Raw genomic sequence first — 16723 nt, forward strand, 5'->3', positions numbered from 1 at the left:
CCCCTCGCTGCGGGGCCCAGGGACTCAGGATGCCGCGGCGATGACCTTGTCGGCTTTGCGGCGTGCCCAGTGCTCGGCGTCGGCGAGAGCGTCCCGGGTGAGGGCGTCAGGGGCGTCGTGCTTGTCGACCACGCGCTCGATCACGTCGATGATGCCGAGGAAGCTCAGGCGTCCTTCGTGGAACGCGTCGACGGCCTGCTCGTTGGCGGCGTTGAACACGGCGGGATAGGTGCCGCCGGCACGCCCGACCTGCTTCGCCAGGTGCACGGCGGGGAACGCGGCGTGGTCGAGCGGCTCGAAGGTCCACGACGTCGCAGTGGTCCAGTCCAGCGGCCGGCCGACGCCCGCGACGCGGTTGGGCCAGTCGAGCCCGAGCGAGATCGGCAGGCGCATGTCGGGGGGCGAGGCCTGCGCGATCGTCGAGCCGTCGACGAACTCGACCATCGAGTGCACGATCGACTGCGGATGCACGACGACGTCGATCTCGGAGTACGGCACGGCGAAGAGAAGGTGCGCCTCGATGACCTCGAGGCCCTTGTTGACGAGGGTCGCCGAGTTGGTCGTGACGACGCGGCCCATGTCCCACGTCGGGTGCGCGAGGGCCTCGGCCGGAGTCACGTCCTCCAGCGACGCGCGGCTGCGGCCCCGGAACGGACCCCCGGATGCCGTCAGTACGAGCCGGCGCACTTCGCTGTGCTCCCCCGACCGCAGCGCCTGTGCGATGGCGGAGTGCTCGGAGTCGACCGGCACGATCTGCCCGGGGCGTGCGACCGCCGTGACGAGGTCGCCACCCACGATGAGCGATTCCTTGTTCGCGAGGGCGAGCGTGCGACCCGTCTCGAGCGCGGCGAGGGTCGGACCGAGGCCGACGGAGCCGGTGATGCCGTTGAGCACGACATCGGCGTCGACATCGCGCACGAGCTGCTCGGCCTCGACGGCCCCGAGCGCGGTGCTGTCGACGCCGAACTCGGTCGCCTGCGCCTCGAGCGTGTCGCGGTCGGATCCCGCAGCGAGACCCACCACCTCGAACCGCCGCGGGTTGGCCCGCACGACGTCGAGCGCCTGCGTGCCGATGGAGCCGGTCGAGCCGAGGATGATGACGCGCCGCATCCGGCCAGCCTATCGCCGGGCCGGATGCGGCCGCCCCGGGTTACTGCTGGGCGGCGGCGCGCTGCACGCCGAGGATGTCGACGACGAAGATGAGGGGCGAGTTGGCAGGGATCGATCCCTGCGCGGTGTCGCCATACCCCTCCGACGCCGGAATCACCGCGATCACCTGCGAGCCGACGGTCTGGCCCTCGAGCGCCTTCTGGAAACCCTGCACGACGCCGGTGGTCTGGAACTGGGCGGGCGCGCCGCGCTGCCAGCTGGAGTCGAAGACCGTGCCGTCGGGGAGGATTCCGGTGTACTGCACGAAGACGTTGTCGCCCGACTCGACCGTCGCGCCGTCGCCCTTCTTGAGGACCGCGATCTGCGTGGTGTCAGGGGCGGCGAAGTCGTCGGCGACAGTGATCGTCGGCTCGCCGTTCTCGGCGAGCTCGACCTCGGGCATGCCCGCGACGGGGTCCTGGTCCTCACCTGTGGCAGCAGTCGGCAGCTCATCGACGGACTGCGCGACCACGACGACGTTGGAAGCGCCGTCACCGAGCATCGAGCCGGGGATGGTGAACGCGGTGGAGGAGCCGAGCGGCGTGCACAGCACGGCGCTTCCCACGATGCTGCTGGCGTCGACGATCAGTGGGACGAGGCCGCTGTCGTCCGCGGACGTCGTCGCCGAGTCCAGCTGGACCTCCCCGGTGGCGGGATCGATGATCTGGTACTGACCGGAGACGAGTTGCCCGACCGCGAGGTCGTCGCCGTCGCCCGCCGTCGCCACGGTGCGCTGAAGGTCGGCGAACTCCAGATCCGTGGGCACATCGGCGGTGAGCTCGGGAGCCGTGCCCGAGACGGTGACCGCGTCGGAGTCGGCACCCTCCTGCGGGTCGAGACCGCACTCCGACGAAGCGGTCGACGTCGGCGTCGGAGTGGCGTTCGGATCGGCCGACCCGGTGCACCCGGCGAGCAGAAGAGTCGCCGCGGCGACGACGGACAGGGCGGCGAACGGGCGAATGCGCACGGAACAACCTCGAGTCAGGGGAAGGGAAGCCTCCATCCTTTCGCATCTTTCCTCTGTTCGCGCTGGGAAACGGCATGCCGATACCGGAATGCAATCGGGAGTACCCTCTACGGGTGACTTCCGACCTCGTGCCCGGCGCCGAAGACACCGCCGACGAGACGGCGGAAGAGCCCGAATCCCCCGCCGCTCCGGCGCGCCGCATGGGCTTCACGTACGCGCTGGGGCGCAGCATCCTGACTCCCCTGGCCCGGATCGTGTACCGCCCCCGCATCGAGGGCAAAGCCAACGTTCCCAAGTCCGGCCCGGTGATCTTCGCGAGCAACCATCTGTCTTTCATCGACTCGATCGCGATCCCGGTCGCAGCGCCGCGTCCGGTGCACTTCCTGGCGAAGTCGAGCTACTTCGACAAGCCGGCGTCGCGATGGTTCTTCACGTCGATCGGTGCGATCCCCGTGCAACGCGGCGCCGGACAGGCCGCGCTCGACGCGCTCGAACAGCAGCGCGCCCTTCTCGACGACGGCAAGGCCGTCGCCCTCTACCCGGAGGGCACGCGCTCGCTCGACGGCCGCCTCTACAAGGGTCGCACCGGTGTCGCCTTCCTCGCGCTGCAGGCGGGGGCGCGCGTCGTGCCGGTCGGCCTCATCGGCACCGACAAGGTGATGCCGGTCGGGGCGAAGAAGCCGTCGTTCCAGCACCGCATCACGGTCAAGTTCGGCGAGCCGCTCGACCTCGCCCACCATGGCCCGGCCTCCTCGGGCAAGGCACGCCGTCTCGCCACCGACGAGATCATGGCCGCGATCCACGCACTCTCGGGCCAGGAGCTCGCGAACGCCTACAACGAGGTCCCCGCGCACAACACGATCGACCGCATCAAGCAGGTCCTCCCCCACGAGCGCCGCTGACGGCGTCTCGACCCGCAGGCTCGCTCAGCGACCGGGTGAAGCGACCAGGATCGTGGGCTCGTGGCGCACCGGGAAGTTCACCGAGTTCGCGATGAAGCACCACTGGTTCGCCTGCGCGTGCGCGGCGGTCGCGGCATCCGTCATCGACGCGTCCGCGACGGTCACGCGCGGCCGCAGCACGACCTCCCGGAAGGCGCCCCCGCCGCGTCCGTCCTCCACCATGAGACCCGATGCCTCGTCCTCGTAGCCGACGACCACCACCCCTGCCTGCACGCACGCGTGGAGATATGACAGCAGGTGGCATTCGCTGAGCGACGCCAGCAGCATGTCCTCGGGGTTCCAGCGCGACGGGTCACCCCGGAAGGGCTTGTCGGAGGAGGCGAGCAGCGCCGGCTTGCCGTCGATCTCGATGGTCGTCGCCCGGTCGTAGGCCCGGTAGCCCGACGTGCCGGTGCCGCGATCACCGGTCCACGTCGTCCGGACGGAGTATCGATGCTCGCCCCACATGAGCACAGTCTGTCATGCGGGCGCAGGGCCCCTCCGGCGGTAGGCTGTCGGGGTGCCGCAGACCTTCGCCGCGACCGACGCCGTCGAGCTCGCCGTCGTCGAACGCAGCGGTTTCGTCGAGTCGCGCCACGCCGGCATCGCCATCGTGCTCGCCGCCGACGGGACCATCGCCGAGAGGCTCGGTGATCCGTCGGCACTGATCCTCCCCCGCTCCAGCCTCAAGCCGCTGCAGGCGCTCGCGTGCCTGTCGGCGGGCGCGCCTCTCGAGGGTGAGCGACTGGGCCTTGCGACTGCGAGCCACTCCGGCACCGACCGTCATGTCGCCGTGGTCCGCGACATCCTGGCCCTCGCCGAGCTCGGTGAGGACGCACTCGGATGCCCGGCCGCATGGCCCGGCGACGCGGCGACCCGCGACGAGCTGGTGCGTGAACTGGGACAGCCGTCGCGGATCCGGATGAACTGCTCCGGCAAGCACGCCACGATGCTCCTCACCAGCGTCCTGAACGGCTGGGACCCCGAGAGCTACCTCGCGCCGGATCATCCGGTGCAGATCCTCGTCCGTGAGACCGTCGAACGCCTGATCGGCGAGAAGGTCGCCGCGACCGCCGTGGACGGCTGCGGCGCCCCGGTCTACGCGATGACCCTCTTCGGTCTCGCGCGTGCGATCCACCGGATCGGCAACTCCTCGACGACGTCACCCTTCGCACTGCACCGCAGCGCCGGCGCACTCGTCGACGCGGTGCGCGCCGACCCGTGGACGATCGACGGTCCCGGCCGCGCCGACACGCTCGCCATCGAGCGGCTGGGCGTGTTCGCCAAGGGCGGCGCCGAAGGCGTCATGGTGATGGTCGCCCCGAACGGCACGACGGTGACGCTCAAGATGCTGGACGGCAGCGGCCGCGCGGCCACCGCCGTCGCACTGCGCCTGCTCGAGCGGCACGGCGCGCTGGCGTCGGCGGACGTCGCCGACACGATGTCGAGGCTTCCGCTGGCCGTCACCGGCGGCGGACAGGATGTCGGGGCCATCCGCCCCGCCTTCTAGAGGCGCTCCCACGAGGAGCCCGAGCGCTCCAACGGCGGAGCGGAAAGGATCACACGATGCGGATCAGCGTCCCCACCGAGGTGAAGAACAACGAGTATCGGGTCGCCCTCACTCCCGCGGGCGTGCACGACCTGGTCGCCTCCGGCCATGAGGTGCTCGTGCAGCGCGGCGCAGGCGCAGGCTCGTCGATGCCGGATGCCGAGTACGAGGACGCGGGGGCGGTGCTGCTCGACGATGCCGCCGAGGTGTGGGCGCGCGCCGAACTGCTCCTCAAGGTCAAGGAGCCGATCGCGAGCGAGTACGGCTACTTCCGCGACGACCTCGTGCTGTTCACCTACCTGCACCTCGCGGCCGACCGCCCGCTCACCGAACGCCTCGTCGCCGACGGCGTCACCGCGATCGCCTACGAGACCGTCCAGCTGGCCGGCGGCGGCCTCCCGCTGCTGGCGCCCATGAGCGAGGTCGCCGGGCGTCTCGCCCCGACGGTCGGAGCGGCGACGCTGATGCGATCCGCCGGAGGTCTCGGCCTGCTCATGTCAGGGGTGCCGGGCACGCGGCCGGCCACGGTCACCGTCATCGGCGGCGGCGTCGCCGGCGCCAACGCCGCGGTGATCGCGGTGGGCATGGGCGCTGACGTCACCGTCTTCGACACCAACGTGCAGCGGCTGCGCTACCTCGACGACCACTTCCAGGGCCGGGTCAAGACCGCCGCGTCGAACCCGCTCGACCTCGATCGCGCGGTCACCGCCTCGGATCTCGTCATCGGCTCCGTGCTGATCCCGGGGGCCAAGGCGCCGAAGCTCGTCACCAACGACATGGTCTCGCGCATGCGGCCGGGCTCCGTGCTCGTCGACATCGCCGTGGACCAGGGCGGCTGCTTCGAGGACACCCACCCCACCACGCACGCCGATCCGACCTTCCCTGTGCACGGCAGCATCTTCTACTGCGTCGCGAACATGCCGGGCGCGGTGCCCAACACATCGACCTCGGCGCTCACCAACGCCACGCTCCCCTACATCCGCCAGATCGCGCGTCGCGGCTGGAAGGAAGCCCTTCGAGCGGATGCCGCGCTAGCGGCCGGTCTCAACACCGTCGGCGGCCGCGTGGTCAACGCGGGCGTGGCGACGGCGCACGACTTCGAGCTCGCTCCGCTGGAGGCCGCCCTGGTCTGACGGCGCTCGCGGGGTGGAGGAAGCCCCGGACTCCTTCGGGAGTCGGGGGCTTCCGACTGTCTGCTGCGGTGCGCGTGTCGGCGCCCTGGCCGAGACTGGAGTGGTGACGGACGCGCACGTGTGGACGGTGGACGATCATCTCAGGGATGCGGACCCCGCCGCGGTCGAGCTGTGGCACCGCATCGACGGGCTGATCCGGTCGTTCGGGCCGGTGACGCACTCGGTCGCGAAGACGACGATCACGTTCAAGGGTCCGCGCCGCGGCTTCGCCGGCGTCAGGCCGTGGCGTGCAGGGGTTCGCGGTTACTTCGATCTCATGCGCGAGCTTCCGCCCGACCCCCGCGTGCTCAGCGCGTCGCCGTACGGCCGACGCCTTTTCGTCCATCAGTTCCGCCTCGCCGACGAGGGCGAGTTCGACGAGCACGTCGCGGCCTGGCTGCGCGAGGCGTACGACGTCGGCTGCGGGGCGCACCTCGGTCCGTGAGGGCCGTGGCGCCCCGGCTCAGACGAGCCCGCCGTCGATCGACCGGGCGAAGTCTGCCGGGTCCTCGGGGACGAGCACCGGGGTGTCGCGATTGAGGCTCTCGCCCCGGAAGAACGCCTTCGCCCGGGGGAACAGGAACCACAGCACCATGAGCAGCACGCCGAACGCGAGCGAGCCGATGCCCAGGACGAACGTGCCGCCGATGCCGAGCAGGACGGTGTACCCGTAGTCCACGTCGTACATGTCGATGGCCGACTGCACGAAGGCGTACGTCAGCATCAGCGACCCCAGCAGCGGGAAGAGGAACCGGTAGAAGAAGTTCCTCGCGCTGTTGAACAGCTCCCGCCGGAAGTACCACACGCAGGCGTAGCCGGTGATGGCGTAGTAGAAGGCGATCGCGAGCCCGAGGGACAGGATGGAGTCCTGCAGGATGTTGTCGCTGATCAAGGTCATGCCGACGTAGTAGACGATCGCGACGACGCCCATGACGAGCGTCGAGAACGACGGCGTCTTGTACCGCGGGTGCACCGTGGCGAACCGGCGGGGCAGCGCCTTGTAGGCGGCCATCGAGAGCGTGCCGCGCGCCGTCGGCAGGATCGTGGTCTGCGTCGACGAGATCGCCGAGATCATCACCGCGACCACGAGCACCCAGCCGAGAGGCCCGAGCAGGCCGTCCTTGATCGCGAGGAAGAAGTCGTCCGCGTTCGCCTCGTTGCCGAGACCCGTCCCCGTCTCGCCGAGGCCGGCGTACATCATCGCGGCCACCGTCACGCCGACATAGGTGAAGAGCAGGATGACCGTCGTCAGCAGGGCCGCACGACCCGGGATGCGCTTGGGATCCTTGGTCTCCTCGTTGAGGGCGAGGCACGTGTCCCAGCCCCAGTAGATGAAGAGCGCGAGCAGCACAGCCTCGACGAACCCGCTCCATTCGGTGAACGCGAACGGGTTGAACCACGACCAGTCGAACGGCGTAGGGTCCGGCGCCGTGCCTGCGAAGAACTGCCAGAGCGCGGCCACCACGAAGATCGCAAGGGCGAGGTACTGGATCGCCAGCAGCACGTTCTGGATGCGCTCGCCGATCTCGACCCCCCTCCAGCTCACCCACGTCATCGCTGCGATGAACACCACACCCGTCGCGGTCACGAGCGGGACGTTGTCGGCGAGCAGTGCATCCTCCGGGTTGCCCGCGATGCCGTCCACGAGCGCCCAGAAGTAGATTCCGGCGATCTGCGCGAGGTTCGCCAGCACGACCATGCCGGCGACGGCGACGCCCCATCCGCCCATCCAGCCGACCCATGGCCCGAAGGCCTTGGTGCCCCACGTGAAGGTGGTGCCGCAGTCGGGGACGTCGTTGTTGAGTTCGCGATAGGCGAAGGCGATGAAGAGCATCGGGATGAACGCGATGACGAACGCGATGGGCGCCTGCGCCCCGACCGCCAGCACGACGAACCCGAGGGTCGCCACCAGTGAGTACACGGGCGCGGTCGACGCGAGGCCGATGACGGTGGAACCCCACAGCCCCAGCGTGCCCGCGGCGAGTCCTTTGCCCTCGGGGCGGTGCAGGTCGATCGGGGATGTAGCCACATGGCGACGCTATGGCGTGCGAGAAGCACGGGTCAAGACACCTGCCCGACGGTCAGGCCGGACATCTCACGACGGGAGGACAATGCGCACGGGATCGGCTCCGGCGGAGATGAGCCACGCGCGCGCGGCACCGGGCTCGCAGTACGGCGGTACACCGCGGAATCCCGTGAGGACGCGGAGCTCCGACGCGCACGATGCGTCGATCACCAGGTCGTGGTCGCCGCGCACATCGGCGAGGAGGCGCCACTGTCGCTGCCAGTCATCGGGTTCGCCGACGACGACCACGCGTCCCGTGGCGGCGACCCCGGGATCCGCCATGTAGGCTTCCAGGCCGAGCACCCGCACACCGCGCTCCTCCCAGTCGGCGAGCGCCCGTCGCCCGGCCGGCGAGCGCCGAGCCACGACTCCGGTGAGCGCGGCGGAGGGGATCCACGGCGCCTCGGGCTCGATCGGCTCGCGGAACGCGAACGGCGCCGTCGCGAGCTGGAGCGTCCGCCTGTCGAGTCGCCCCCGCCCGGCGGGCGCGGCCGGATCGAACGCCGAAGGATCGCCCCCGGCGGAAGCATGATCGACACGGGTGGCGTAGGGCAGCATGAGGCGTCGGGGGAAGAGCTCGGCGACGCGCGACACGGGACCGGTCAGCCGGTGCGCTCCCACCACCATCAGCACTCCGGCATCGGCCGCCCGGCGGACGATCCCCTCGATCCGCTCCGTGACGATCTGCGCGTACTCGGGGGGCAGCCGCAGTGCGACCACGTCGAGGTCGTCCACGAGCACCGCCGAGCCGGGGCGCGGCAGCTCCTCGTGCAGCGCGGCGACGGCGTCCCAGAGCCGCTCCGGGTGGGTCGGCAGCCGCACCGCCGCCCCAGGCAGCTGGGCTTCGACGAGGTCGAGCGCATTCGACACCCCGGACGCCGGCCCGCCGAGCACCAGCAGCCCGCGGTCGGACGCGCCCAGGAACGCCACCGGCTGCCGCTGGCGCTCGGGCTCGTCGGCCAGCCCGAGGAGCACGGCGCCGACGGGTGGTGCATCCCGCTGCGCTGCGCAGCGATCCACGAGATCGTCGAGGGTCAGCAGCCTCGGCAGCTCGGGCAGCCAGGGCCGACTGGGCGCACGCTGCCCGATCTTGAGCGCGGCCGCCGCCACATCGTCGGGGCCGGACAGCGCGATGCGCAGCTGCTGCGGACTCGGATCGCCGGCGCGACGGACGAACGCCGTCCCGCGGCCGGCGATCCCGCCGGGAAGGCGAGCGGCATCCTCCGTGCCGAGCAGCGCCCGGCTGTCGGCCGCATCGGTCACGCGCAGGCTGATCCGCAGCGGGCAGTTCGCCAGCAGGTTGTCGCGGATCACCCCCGCCGCTCGCTGGGTGCCGAGGATGAGATGGATGCCGAGGGCCCTGCCGCGGGCCGCGAGATCGGCGAACAGGCCATGCAGTTCGGGGTGATCGCCCAGCAGAGCGGCGAACTCGTCGACCACCACCACGAGGCGCGGCAGCCGCACCCGCGGGTCGGCGATGTCACGGGCGCCGGCCGCGGCGATCGCCGCCTCGCGTCGGCGCAGCTCGGCCCGCAGGCTCTCGATGGCGCGACGGGCGCCCGCACCGTCGAGGTCGGTGATGACCCCGCTGACATGGGGAACCCCGGCGAGGCCGTCGAACGCGGTGCCGCCCTTGAAGTCCGCCAGCAGGAACGTCACCTCGTCTGCGGAGCGGGTGGCGCACAGCGCGAGGATCCAGGTGATCAGCAGCTCGCTCTTGCCGGCCCCGGTGACTCCCGCGACGACGGCGTGAGGTCCGTCGGCGACGAGGTCGACGAGCACCGGCTCGCCTCGGCTCGCACCGAGGACCGCGGGCAGCCCGCCCACCGTGGCCGGCACCGCGGCCAGGAGCGGCGACAGGGCGATCGGCTCCGGCGTCCCGCGCCGCAGTCCCAGGCTGTGCGCGGCGCGAGCGGAGAGTTCGGCGGCGATCTCCTCCGCCTGACCCCGGGCCACCGCCTCGACGCTGACCGGGACGGCCCCGCCGGCGTGCTCGAGCCGGGCGACGCCGGGTGAGGAGATCGCGAGCACCGCCTGGCACCTCGGCGGCAGCGGCTCGCCGGGGCGGCCGCGCGCGATGACGAGATCGGCGTCCGCGGGGACCAGCTCGCCAGGACCGACGACTGCCAGCAGCGATCCGCCCTGGCCGTCACGGTGCGGCAGCGCCTCCACCCAGTCGAGACCGCGCCCGAGCGGCGGGCCGACGCGCAGCTCGTCCGGCGCGAAGGCGAGGCACGCCTGCAGGACGAGCGCCCGCTGGACGGCGGCGGCGAGGGTTTCGCCGCCCACGATCACCACGCCCGCGGCGAGAGGGAGCGTCACCGGCGCCCCCGCGACGCGAGCCGCGCGGCGACGCAGGTCCGCAGCATCCGGGTCCCCGTCTCCTCCGGTCACGCGGACGACGCTCGCACGCTCGCCCTCGCCGACCACGAGGCACGCGTCGCGGCCGCCGCGCCAGATCTCCCCTTCGCGGGTGACCAGGCGCGCGACATCGGGATGCCGCGCCCACAGCAGCGCCCGCTCGCTCTCGTGACGCGCCGCCACGGCCGAGGCGACCTCGTCGCGGGCGCGCACCGCGTCGGCCGCGGCGTGTCGCCCGTCCCGGCGGGCGGCGCGGCGCGCGTCGAGCATGGTCGCCGCCGCGATCAGCGGTCCGAGGAGTGCGAACCAGAGGGAGAAGAGCGAGCCGGTGACGAGCCAGAGCGCGACGGCGCCGACCACGGGGACGATCGCGGCCACGAGCGGCAGCGGGGCGCGCGGAGGAGGAACCCACGCCGCCGGGAGGGCGAGCGGCTCATCGTCGAGAACGCCACCGGTCGAGAACGTCGAAGGAACGGGTGAGCGCATGCGCCCACTTCAGCGCGGGCCGGCTCGCCACAGATCCGGGAAAGCCGGATCTGTGGATCTCGGCGGTCAGTCCTCGGTTGGGGAGGAATCGGCGTCGGCCGGGCGACCCACGTCCAGGACGATGATGGTGATGTTGTCACGGCCGCCGTTCTCGAGCGCCGCCTCGAGCATGGCGGATGCCGCGTCGCCCGCGTCGGCGTTCTCCTCGAGGAAGTGGCGGATGCCGTAGTCGGTGAGCTCCTTGGTCAGCCCGTCGGAGCAGATGACGAAGCGGTCGCCGTCGAGGGCGTCCAGCCGCACGTAGTCGGGAGTGACGCCTTCGCTCGGCCCCACGGCACGGGTGATGACGTTGCCGTAGGGGTGGCTCTCGGCCTCTTCGGGACTCAGTCGCCCTGCCGCGACGAGTTCCTGCACGACCGAGTGGTCGGTGGTGATCTGCACGATCGCGCCATCGCGCACCAGATACACGCGCGAGTCGCCGATGTTCAGCGTGACCCAGTGGGCGGCGTCCCCCGAGGTGTCGAGGAACACGCCGGTCACCGTCGTGCCCGTGCCGTCGTCCGTCGCCTCCGGGTGCGACGCGATGTCCTTGACGGCGCGCGCGAGCGCCTTCTCGATGGTCTTCGGCGTCACCGTGCCGCTGTCGGCGACGGCGCGGAGTCGCTCGATCGCGCTGGCGCTCGCGATCTCGCCCCCGACATGCCCGCCCATGCCGTCGGCGACGACGAACAGCGGGTACGCCGCGAACATCGCATCCTGGTTCACCTCGCGACGTCGTCCGGTGTCGGTCACGGCTGCCCAGGAGAGCTCGAGCACGCCACCGGGAACCGGGACGGCGAGAGACTGGGTGGAAACTTCGGGCACGCCCTGTCCTCCCCGTCGGAATACGCCGGAACCCTTCGCCCCGGCGTCCTCACATACTAGTGGGTTACTCGACGGCGTCCTCGGACTCGGCGAGCGCTTCGACGACGATCTGCGCGGTCGTGGGCGGCGGCGGCAATGGCACGGTCGGCACTTCGACCGCCTCTTCCTCCTCGGCCGCGCCCTCGAACTGGGCGTTGTAGAGGCGTCCGTACGAACCCTTCTGCGCGAGCAGCTGGTTGTGCGATCCCTGCTCGACGATCGCACCGTTCTCCATGACGAGGATGAGATCGGCATCCCGGATCGTCGACAGCCGGTGCGCGATCACGAACGCCGTCCGGTCCTCGCGCAGCCGCGACATCGCGCGCTGGATGAGCAGCTCGGTGCGGGTGTCCACCGACGAGGTCGCCTCGTCCAGGATGAGGATGCGCGGATCGGCGAGGAACGCCCGGGCGATCGTCACGAGCTGACGCTCGCCCACGCTGAGGTTGGTGGCCTCGTCGTCGAGCATCGTGTCGTAGCCGTCGGGCAGCGCGTGCACGAAGCGGTCGACGTAGGCCGCCGTCGCCGCGGCGACGATCTCCTCCTCGGACGCCTCCGGTCGTCCGTACGCGATGTTCTCGCGGATCGTGCCTGCGAACAGCCACGTGTCCTGCAGCACCATCCCGGTTCGCGCGCGGAGATCGTCGCGCGTCATGCGGCGGGTGTCGACGCCGTCCAGCACGATGCGGCCGGCGTCCACGTCGTAGAACCGCATGATGAGGTTCACGAGCGTCGTCTTGCCGGCGCCGGTCGGCCCGACGATAGCTACCGTGCTGCCGGGCCGCGCGGCGAGCGTCAACGAGTCGATCAGCGGCTTGTCCTCGGTGTACCGGAACGAGACGTCCTCGAACTCGAGGTGGCTCGCCGAGTCCGGCGCCGTCAGGGCGGGGTCGTCGTCGGGCGTCTGCTCCTCCTCGTCGAGCAGCTCGAAGACGCGCTCCGCGCTGGCGACGCCGGACTGCAGCAGGTTCGCCATGGATCCCAGCTGGCTGAGCGGCTGCGTGAACTGGCGCGAGTACTGGATGAACGCCTGCACGTCGCCGATCGACATGAGCCCCGCGGCCACCTGCAGTCCGCCGACGACGGCGATCGCGACGTACACGAGGTTGCCGATGAACATCATGGCGGGCATGATCACGCCGGAGAGGAACTGCGCCCCGAAGCTCGAGCGGTACAGCTCCTCGTTCTCGGCGCGGAAGTCGGCCTCGACCTCCTTCTGATGGCCGAACACCTTCACCACCGAGTGGCCGGAGAACGTCTCCTCGACGCGGGCGTTGAGGACGCCCGTCGTCTTCCACTGCTGCACGAAGAGCTTCTGCGAGCGCCTGGCCACCAGCACGGTGATGACGATCGTGAGCGGGATCGTCACGAGCGCGATGACCGCCAGCAGCGGCGAGATGATGAACATCATCGTGAGCACGCCGATCACGGTCAACAGCGAGATGACGACCTGCGACAGCGTCTGCTGCATCGTCTGGCCGATGTTGTCGACGTCGTTCGTGACGCGGCTGAGAAGCTCGCCGCGCTGCACGCGGTCGAAGTACGACAACGGCAGCCGGTGCACCTTGTCCTCGACCTGCAGGCGGAGGCGATGCATCGCGCGCTGCACCACGCCGTTGAGGATGCGGGCCTGCAGCCACCCGAACAGGCTCGAGAACACGTAGACGAGCAGCACCAGGGTCAGGATCCGCGCGAGCTGGTCGAAGTCGATGCCGGCGCCGGGCACGAAGTCCATCGCGGCGATCATGTTCGCCTGGTCCTGGTTGCCCGACGCGACCAGCTGATCGATCACCTGCTGCTTGGTGGCCCCGGCGGGCATCTGCAGCGAGATGAAGCCGGCGAACACGATGTTGGTGCCCTCGCCGAGGAGCTTCGGGCCTATCACCGAGAGTGTGACCGACAGGATGCTGAACACGAGCACCACGACGAGCAGCGGCGTATCCGAGCGCAGGGTCGCGAGCAGGCGCTTCGCGCTCGGACCGAAGTTCCGGGCCTTCTCGCCGCCCGTCGCCTGGCCCATCGGACCGCGGCCGATCGGCATGCGCTGCGCAGCGCGCCCCGGGCCGCTCATGCCGCCGCCTCCGCCGCGAGCTGGGATTCCACGATCTCGCGGTACGTCTCATTGGTCTCGACGAGTTCGTCGTGCGTGCCGGCCCCGACGATGCGCCCGTGATCGAGCACGAGGATCTGGTCGGCGTGCTGGATCGTCGACACGCGCTGCGCGACGACGAGCCTGGTCGCGTCGGGCAGATGCGTATCGAGCGCGCGGCGGAGCGCAGCATCCGTCCTCAGATCCAGTGCCGAGAACGAGTCGTCGAAGATGTACGACTCGGGGCGTTTCACGAGCGCCCGCGCGATCGCGAGGCGTTGGCGCTGCCCGCCCGACACGTTCGTGCCGCCCTGCGCGATCGGCGCCTCGAGCCCTTCGGACATGGCACGCACGAAGTCGGCGGCCTGGGCGAGCTCGAGCGCGGTCCACAGCTGCTCGTCGGTGGCATCGTGGTCGCCGTAGCGCAGATTCGACGCGATCGTGCCCGAGAACAGGAAGGCGCGCTGCGGGACGAGTCCGACACGCGTCCAGAGCTCGTCGGGGTCGTAGTCGCGCACGTCGACGCCGTCGACGCGCACACTGCCGGCGGTCACGTCGAACAGGCGCGGCACGAGGCTGACGAGCGTGGTCTTGCCCGAGCCGGTCGAGCCGATGACCGCCGTCGTCGTCCCGGGCTCGACCGTGAACGTCACGTCGTGCAGCACCGCGTCCTCGGCGCCCGGATAGGCGAAGTCGACGTGGTCGAACTCGATGCGCCCGGTCGGGGCGGGAGCCGACGCCGCCGTTTCGGGCGCCGACACCGACGGATCGGTCTCGAGGACCTCGCCGATGCGGTTCGCACACACCGCGGCGCGCGGGATCATCACGAACATGAAGGTCGCCATCATGACGCCCATGAGGATCTGCATCAGGTAGGTGAGGAACGCGAACAGGGTGCCGATCTGCACGCCGTTGTTCTGCACCTGGAAGGCGCCGAACCAGATGACCGCGACGCTCGAGACGTTCATGACCAGCATCACGGCGGGGAACATCAGGGCCATCAGGTTGCCGGCGCGCAGCCCCGTCGCCTTCACGTCCTCGCTGGCGGCCTCGAAGCGGGCGCGCTCCTGGCGCTCGCGCACGAACGCCCGCACGACGCGGATGCCGCTCAGCTGCTCGCGCATGATCTGGTTCACGCGGTCGATGCGCTTCTGCATCTGCGTGAACGCCGGCACCATGCGCCACACGATGAGACCGACGATGATGAGCAGCACCGGGATCGCCACCGCCATCAGCCACGACAGGCCGACGTCCTGGCTGATCGCCATGATCACGCCGCCGATCGCGAGCATCGGCGCCGAGATCATGAGCGTCGCCGACACCTGCACCAGCATCTGCACCTGCTGCACGTCGTTGGTGTTGCGGGTGATGAGCGACGGAGCGCCGAACTGACCGACCTCCCGCTGGGAGAACGCGACCACACGATGGAACAGGTCGCCGCGCAGGTCCCGTCCCATGCCCATCGCGAGGCGCGACCCGAAGTACACCGCGACGATCGCGCACACCACCTGCACGAGGCTCACGATCAGCATCACGCCGCCGGTCGACCAGATGTACGGGATGTCACCGGTGACGACGCCGTTGTCGATGATGTCGGCGTTGAGGGTCGGCAACCACAGCGACGCGATCGACTGTGCGAGCTGGAAGACGACCACCGCCACGATGAGCGGCCACGCGGGACTCAGATACCGCACCAGGAGCTTTCCGAGCACGACGGTCCTTTCCGGCGCGCGGAGTCATCCGTTCGCACGGACCGCGCACGGATAGCGACGCTACGCCCGCGTGCGCGCCGCCGAAAGTCCGGCGCCTACGCCGTCGGCGAACTCGCCCGACGCGATGCGTCGAGGCGTCAGGCGGCAGCCTCCGGCGGGGGGAACAGCACGTCGATCGCCGCGAGGTCCGCGGCCGTCGGCGTCCACACCGAAGCCGCCGCCGCGTTCGCCCGGACCTGCTCGGGAGTGGTGGCGCCGGCGATGACACTCGACAGGGCCGGACGCGACAGCAGCCACCCGAAGGTCGCCTCGAGCATCGTGACGCCGCGCTCGTCGCAGAACGCCTGATACCCCTCGAGCGCATCCCACGGCGCATCGTCGTAGATGTGGCGGCGCTGCCGGATGATGCGGGTGTCGGCGGGCGCGGCATCCCGCGTGAACTTGCCGGTGAGCAGCCCGTTGTGGAGCGGGAAGTACGGGAAGAAGCCGAGACCGTAGCGCTCGACTGCCCGCAGCACGTTCCGCTCGGCCCCGCGTGCGAGCAGGCTGTACTCGTTCTGCGCCGAGACGAACGGCACGCCATGGCGCATGAGCGCGGTGAAGTGGCCCTCTGCGACCTGCCAGCCCGAGAAGTTCGTGTGCCCGATGTAGCGCACCTTGCCCTCGCGGACGAGGTCGCCGAGCGCGTCGAGCGTCTCCTCCATCGGCGTGTCGTTGTCTGGCACGTGGAGCTGGTAGAGGTCGATCCACTCGGTCCTGAGGCGGGTGAGGGATGCTTCGACCGCCCGCCGGATGTACGACCGCGAGCCCTTCGCACCCGACGCCGGGTAGCCCATGTCGCGACCGGGATGCCCGAACTTGGTCGCGAGGATGACCTGGTCGCGCCGGCCCTCGAGCGCCTCACCCATGAGCGTCTCGGACTGCCCAGGGTCGCCGCCGTACATGTCGGCGGTGTCGAGGAACGTCACGCCGGCGTCGATCGCCGCGTCGAGCACCTTCCTCGTGCCCTCGAGCGTCTCGGTGCGGGTGCCGGGGCGACCGAAGTTGTTGCAGCCGAGGCCGACGGCGGAGACGAGCAGGCCGGACGCGCCGACACGGCGCAGGGGAACAGTCGAGGTCATGCCTCCACGCTATCCCCGGATGCGGATGCCTCCACCCGCGGCCGAAGCGACAGCCCCTCGCCGTCGGGCGAGGGGCTGTCGATTCGATTACGGCTTGGGCGCCTCGGGCGCCGGCGGCTCCGCGGTGGGCGGCTCTGTCGCCGGCGGCTCCGCGGTGGGCGGCTCTGTCGCCGGCGGCTCGGCGGCAGGCGGCGGCGTCGCCGGCGAC

The 16723-nt window shown here is 70.7% G+C and carries 13 protein-coding genes; 4 read left to right on the plus strand and 9 right to left on the minus strand.

Annotated features, from left to right (window positions below):
• Positions 1-24: 24 nt before the first annotated feature.
• Both dxr and RS82_RS01300 read right to left on the minus strand, forming a co-directional pair.
• A complete protein-coding gene (gene dxr / locus RS82_RS01295; protein ID WP_045296378.1) occupies positions 25-1110 on the minus strand; it encodes a 1-deoxy-D-xylulose-5-phosphate reductoisomerase in 1086 nt (361 codons plus the stop codon).
• A gap of 40 nt (positions 1111-1150) precedes the next feature.
• Positions 1151-2116: an FKBP-type peptidyl-prolyl cis-trans isomerase gene (locus RS82_RS01300; RefSeq protein ID WP_045296380.1), complete on the minus strand. Its 966-nt coding sequence runs from the start codon at positions 2114-2116 to the stop codon at positions 1151-1153.
• 200 nt (positions 2117-2316) lie between these two features.
• Between RS82_RS01300 and RS82_RS01305 the strand changes: the two genes are divergently transcribed.
• Positions 2317-3018: a lysophospholipid acyltransferase family protein gene (locus tag RS82_RS01305; protein WP_157005271.1), complete on the plus strand. Its 702-nt coding sequence runs from the start codon at positions 2317-2319 to the stop codon at positions 3016-3018.
• A 24-nt stretch (positions 3019-3042) separates the two neighbouring features.
• On the opposite strand, the gene RS82_RS01310 is transcribed toward RS82_RS01305, so the two are convergent.
• The gene (locus RS82_RS01310) at positions 3043-3525 is read right to left on the minus strand and encodes an OsmC family protein (protein ID WP_045296407.1); all 483 of its coding nucleotides are present in this window, start codon (positions 3523-3525) and stop codon (positions 3043-3045) included.
• A gap of 52 nt (positions 3526-3577) precedes the next feature.
• Here RS82_RS01310 and RS82_RS01315 point away from each other — a divergent pair, with 52 nt between their 5' ends.
• The 3 genes from RS82_RS01315 to RS82_RS01325 all read left to right on the plus strand — a co-directional run bounded on the left by RS82_RS01315 (position 3578) and on the right by RS82_RS01325 (position 6223).
• Complete coding sequence (locus tag RS82_RS01315; protein WP_045296383.1) at positions 3578-4567, plus strand: asparaginase; 990 nt, start codon at positions 3578-3580, stop codon at positions 4565-4567.
• 56 nt (positions 4568-4623) lie between these two features.
• The gene (gene ald / locus RS82_RS01320; protein WP_045296385.1) at positions 4624-5739 is read left to right on the plus strand and encodes an alanine dehydrogenase; all 1116 of its coding nucleotides are present in this window, start codon (positions 4624-4626) and stop codon (positions 5737-5739) included.
• Between the two features lie 103 nt (positions 5740-5842).
• A complete protein-coding gene (locus RS82_RS01325; RefSeq protein ID WP_245619482.1) occupies positions 5843-6223 on the plus strand; it encodes a DUF5655 domain-containing protein in 381 nt (126 codons plus the stop codon).
• A gap of 18 nt (positions 6224-6241) precedes the next feature.
• Here RS82_RS01325 and RS82_RS01330 read toward each other — a convergent pair whose 3' ends face one another.
• From RS82_RS01330 to RS82_RS01355, 6 genes are all read right to left on the minus strand, one after another.
• Entirely contained in the window at positions 6242-7807 is a 1566-nt protein-coding gene (locus tag RS82_RS01330) for an APC family permease (protein ID WP_045296389.1), read from the minus strand.
• 66 nt (positions 7808-7873) lie between these two features.
• A complete protein-coding gene (locus tag RS82_RS01335; RefSeq protein WP_045296391.1) occupies positions 7874-10690 on the minus strand; it encodes an FtsK/SpoIIIE domain-containing protein in 2817 nt (938 codons plus the stop codon).
• A 66-nt stretch (positions 10691-10756) separates the two neighbouring features.
• A complete protein-coding gene (locus RS82_RS01340; RefSeq protein ID WP_045296393.1) occupies positions 10757-11554 on the minus strand; it encodes a PP2C family protein-serine/threonine phosphatase in 798 nt (265 codons plus the stop codon).
• Between the two features lie 64 nt (positions 11555-11618).
• Entirely contained in the window at positions 11619-13664 is a 2046-nt protein-coding gene (locus tag RS82_RS01345; RefSeq protein ID WP_084695391.1) for an ABC transporter ATP-binding protein, read from the minus strand.
• The gene (locus RS82_RS01350) at positions 13661-15394 is read right to left on the minus strand and encodes an ABC transporter ATP-binding protein (protein ID WP_045296395.1); all 1734 of its coding nucleotides are present in this window, start codon (positions 15392-15394) and stop codon (positions 13661-13663) included. The genes RS82_RS01345 and RS82_RS01350 overlap by 4 nt, the downstream gene beginning before the upstream one ends.
• 137 nt (positions 15395-15531) lie before the next feature.
• Positions 15532-16515 carry an aldo/keto reductase gene (locus RS82_RS01355; protein WP_045296397.1) on the minus strand — a complete coding sequence of 328 codons (984 nt, stop codon included), beginning with the start codon at positions 16513-16515 and terminating at the stop codon, positions 15532-15534.
• Positions 16516-16723: the final 208 nt, after the last annotated feature.

The organism is Microbacterium trichothecenolyticum (genome assembly GCF_000956465.1).
GTDB lineage: Bacteria > Actinomycetota > Actinomycetes > Actinomycetales > Microbacteriaceae > Microbacterium > Microbacterium trichothecenolyticum.

Bases quoted from the DNA above. Each gene is read 5' to 3' on its own strand.
- dxr (WP_045296378.1), bottom strand. From the start codon at position 1,110: ATGCGGCGCGTCATCATCCTCGGCTCGACCGGCTCCATCGGCACGCAG.
- RS82_RS01305 (WP_157005271.1), top strand. From the start codon at position 2,317: ATGGGCTTCACGTACGCGCTGGGGCGCAGCATCCTGACTCCCCTGGCC.
- RS82_RS01310 (WP_045296407.1), bottom strand. From the start codon at position 3,525: ATGTGGGGCGAGCATCGATACTCCGTCCGGACGACGTGGACCGGTGAT.
- ald (WP_045296385.1), top strand. From the start codon at position 4,624: ATGCGGATCAGCGTCCCCACCGAGGTGAAGAACAACGAGTATCGGGTC.
- RS82_RS01335 (WP_045296391.1), bottom strand. From the start codon at position 10,690: ATGCGCTCACCCGTTCCTTCGACGTTCTCGACCGGTGGCGTTCTCGAC.
- RS82_RS01345 (WP_084695391.1), bottom strand. From the start codon at position 13,664: ATGAGCGGCCCGGGGCGCGCTGCGCAGCGCATGCCGATCGGCCGCGGT.
- RS82_RS01355 (WP_045296397.1), bottom strand. From the start codon at position 16,515: ATGACCTCGACTGTTCCCCTGCGCCGTGTCGGCGCGTCCGGCCTGCTC.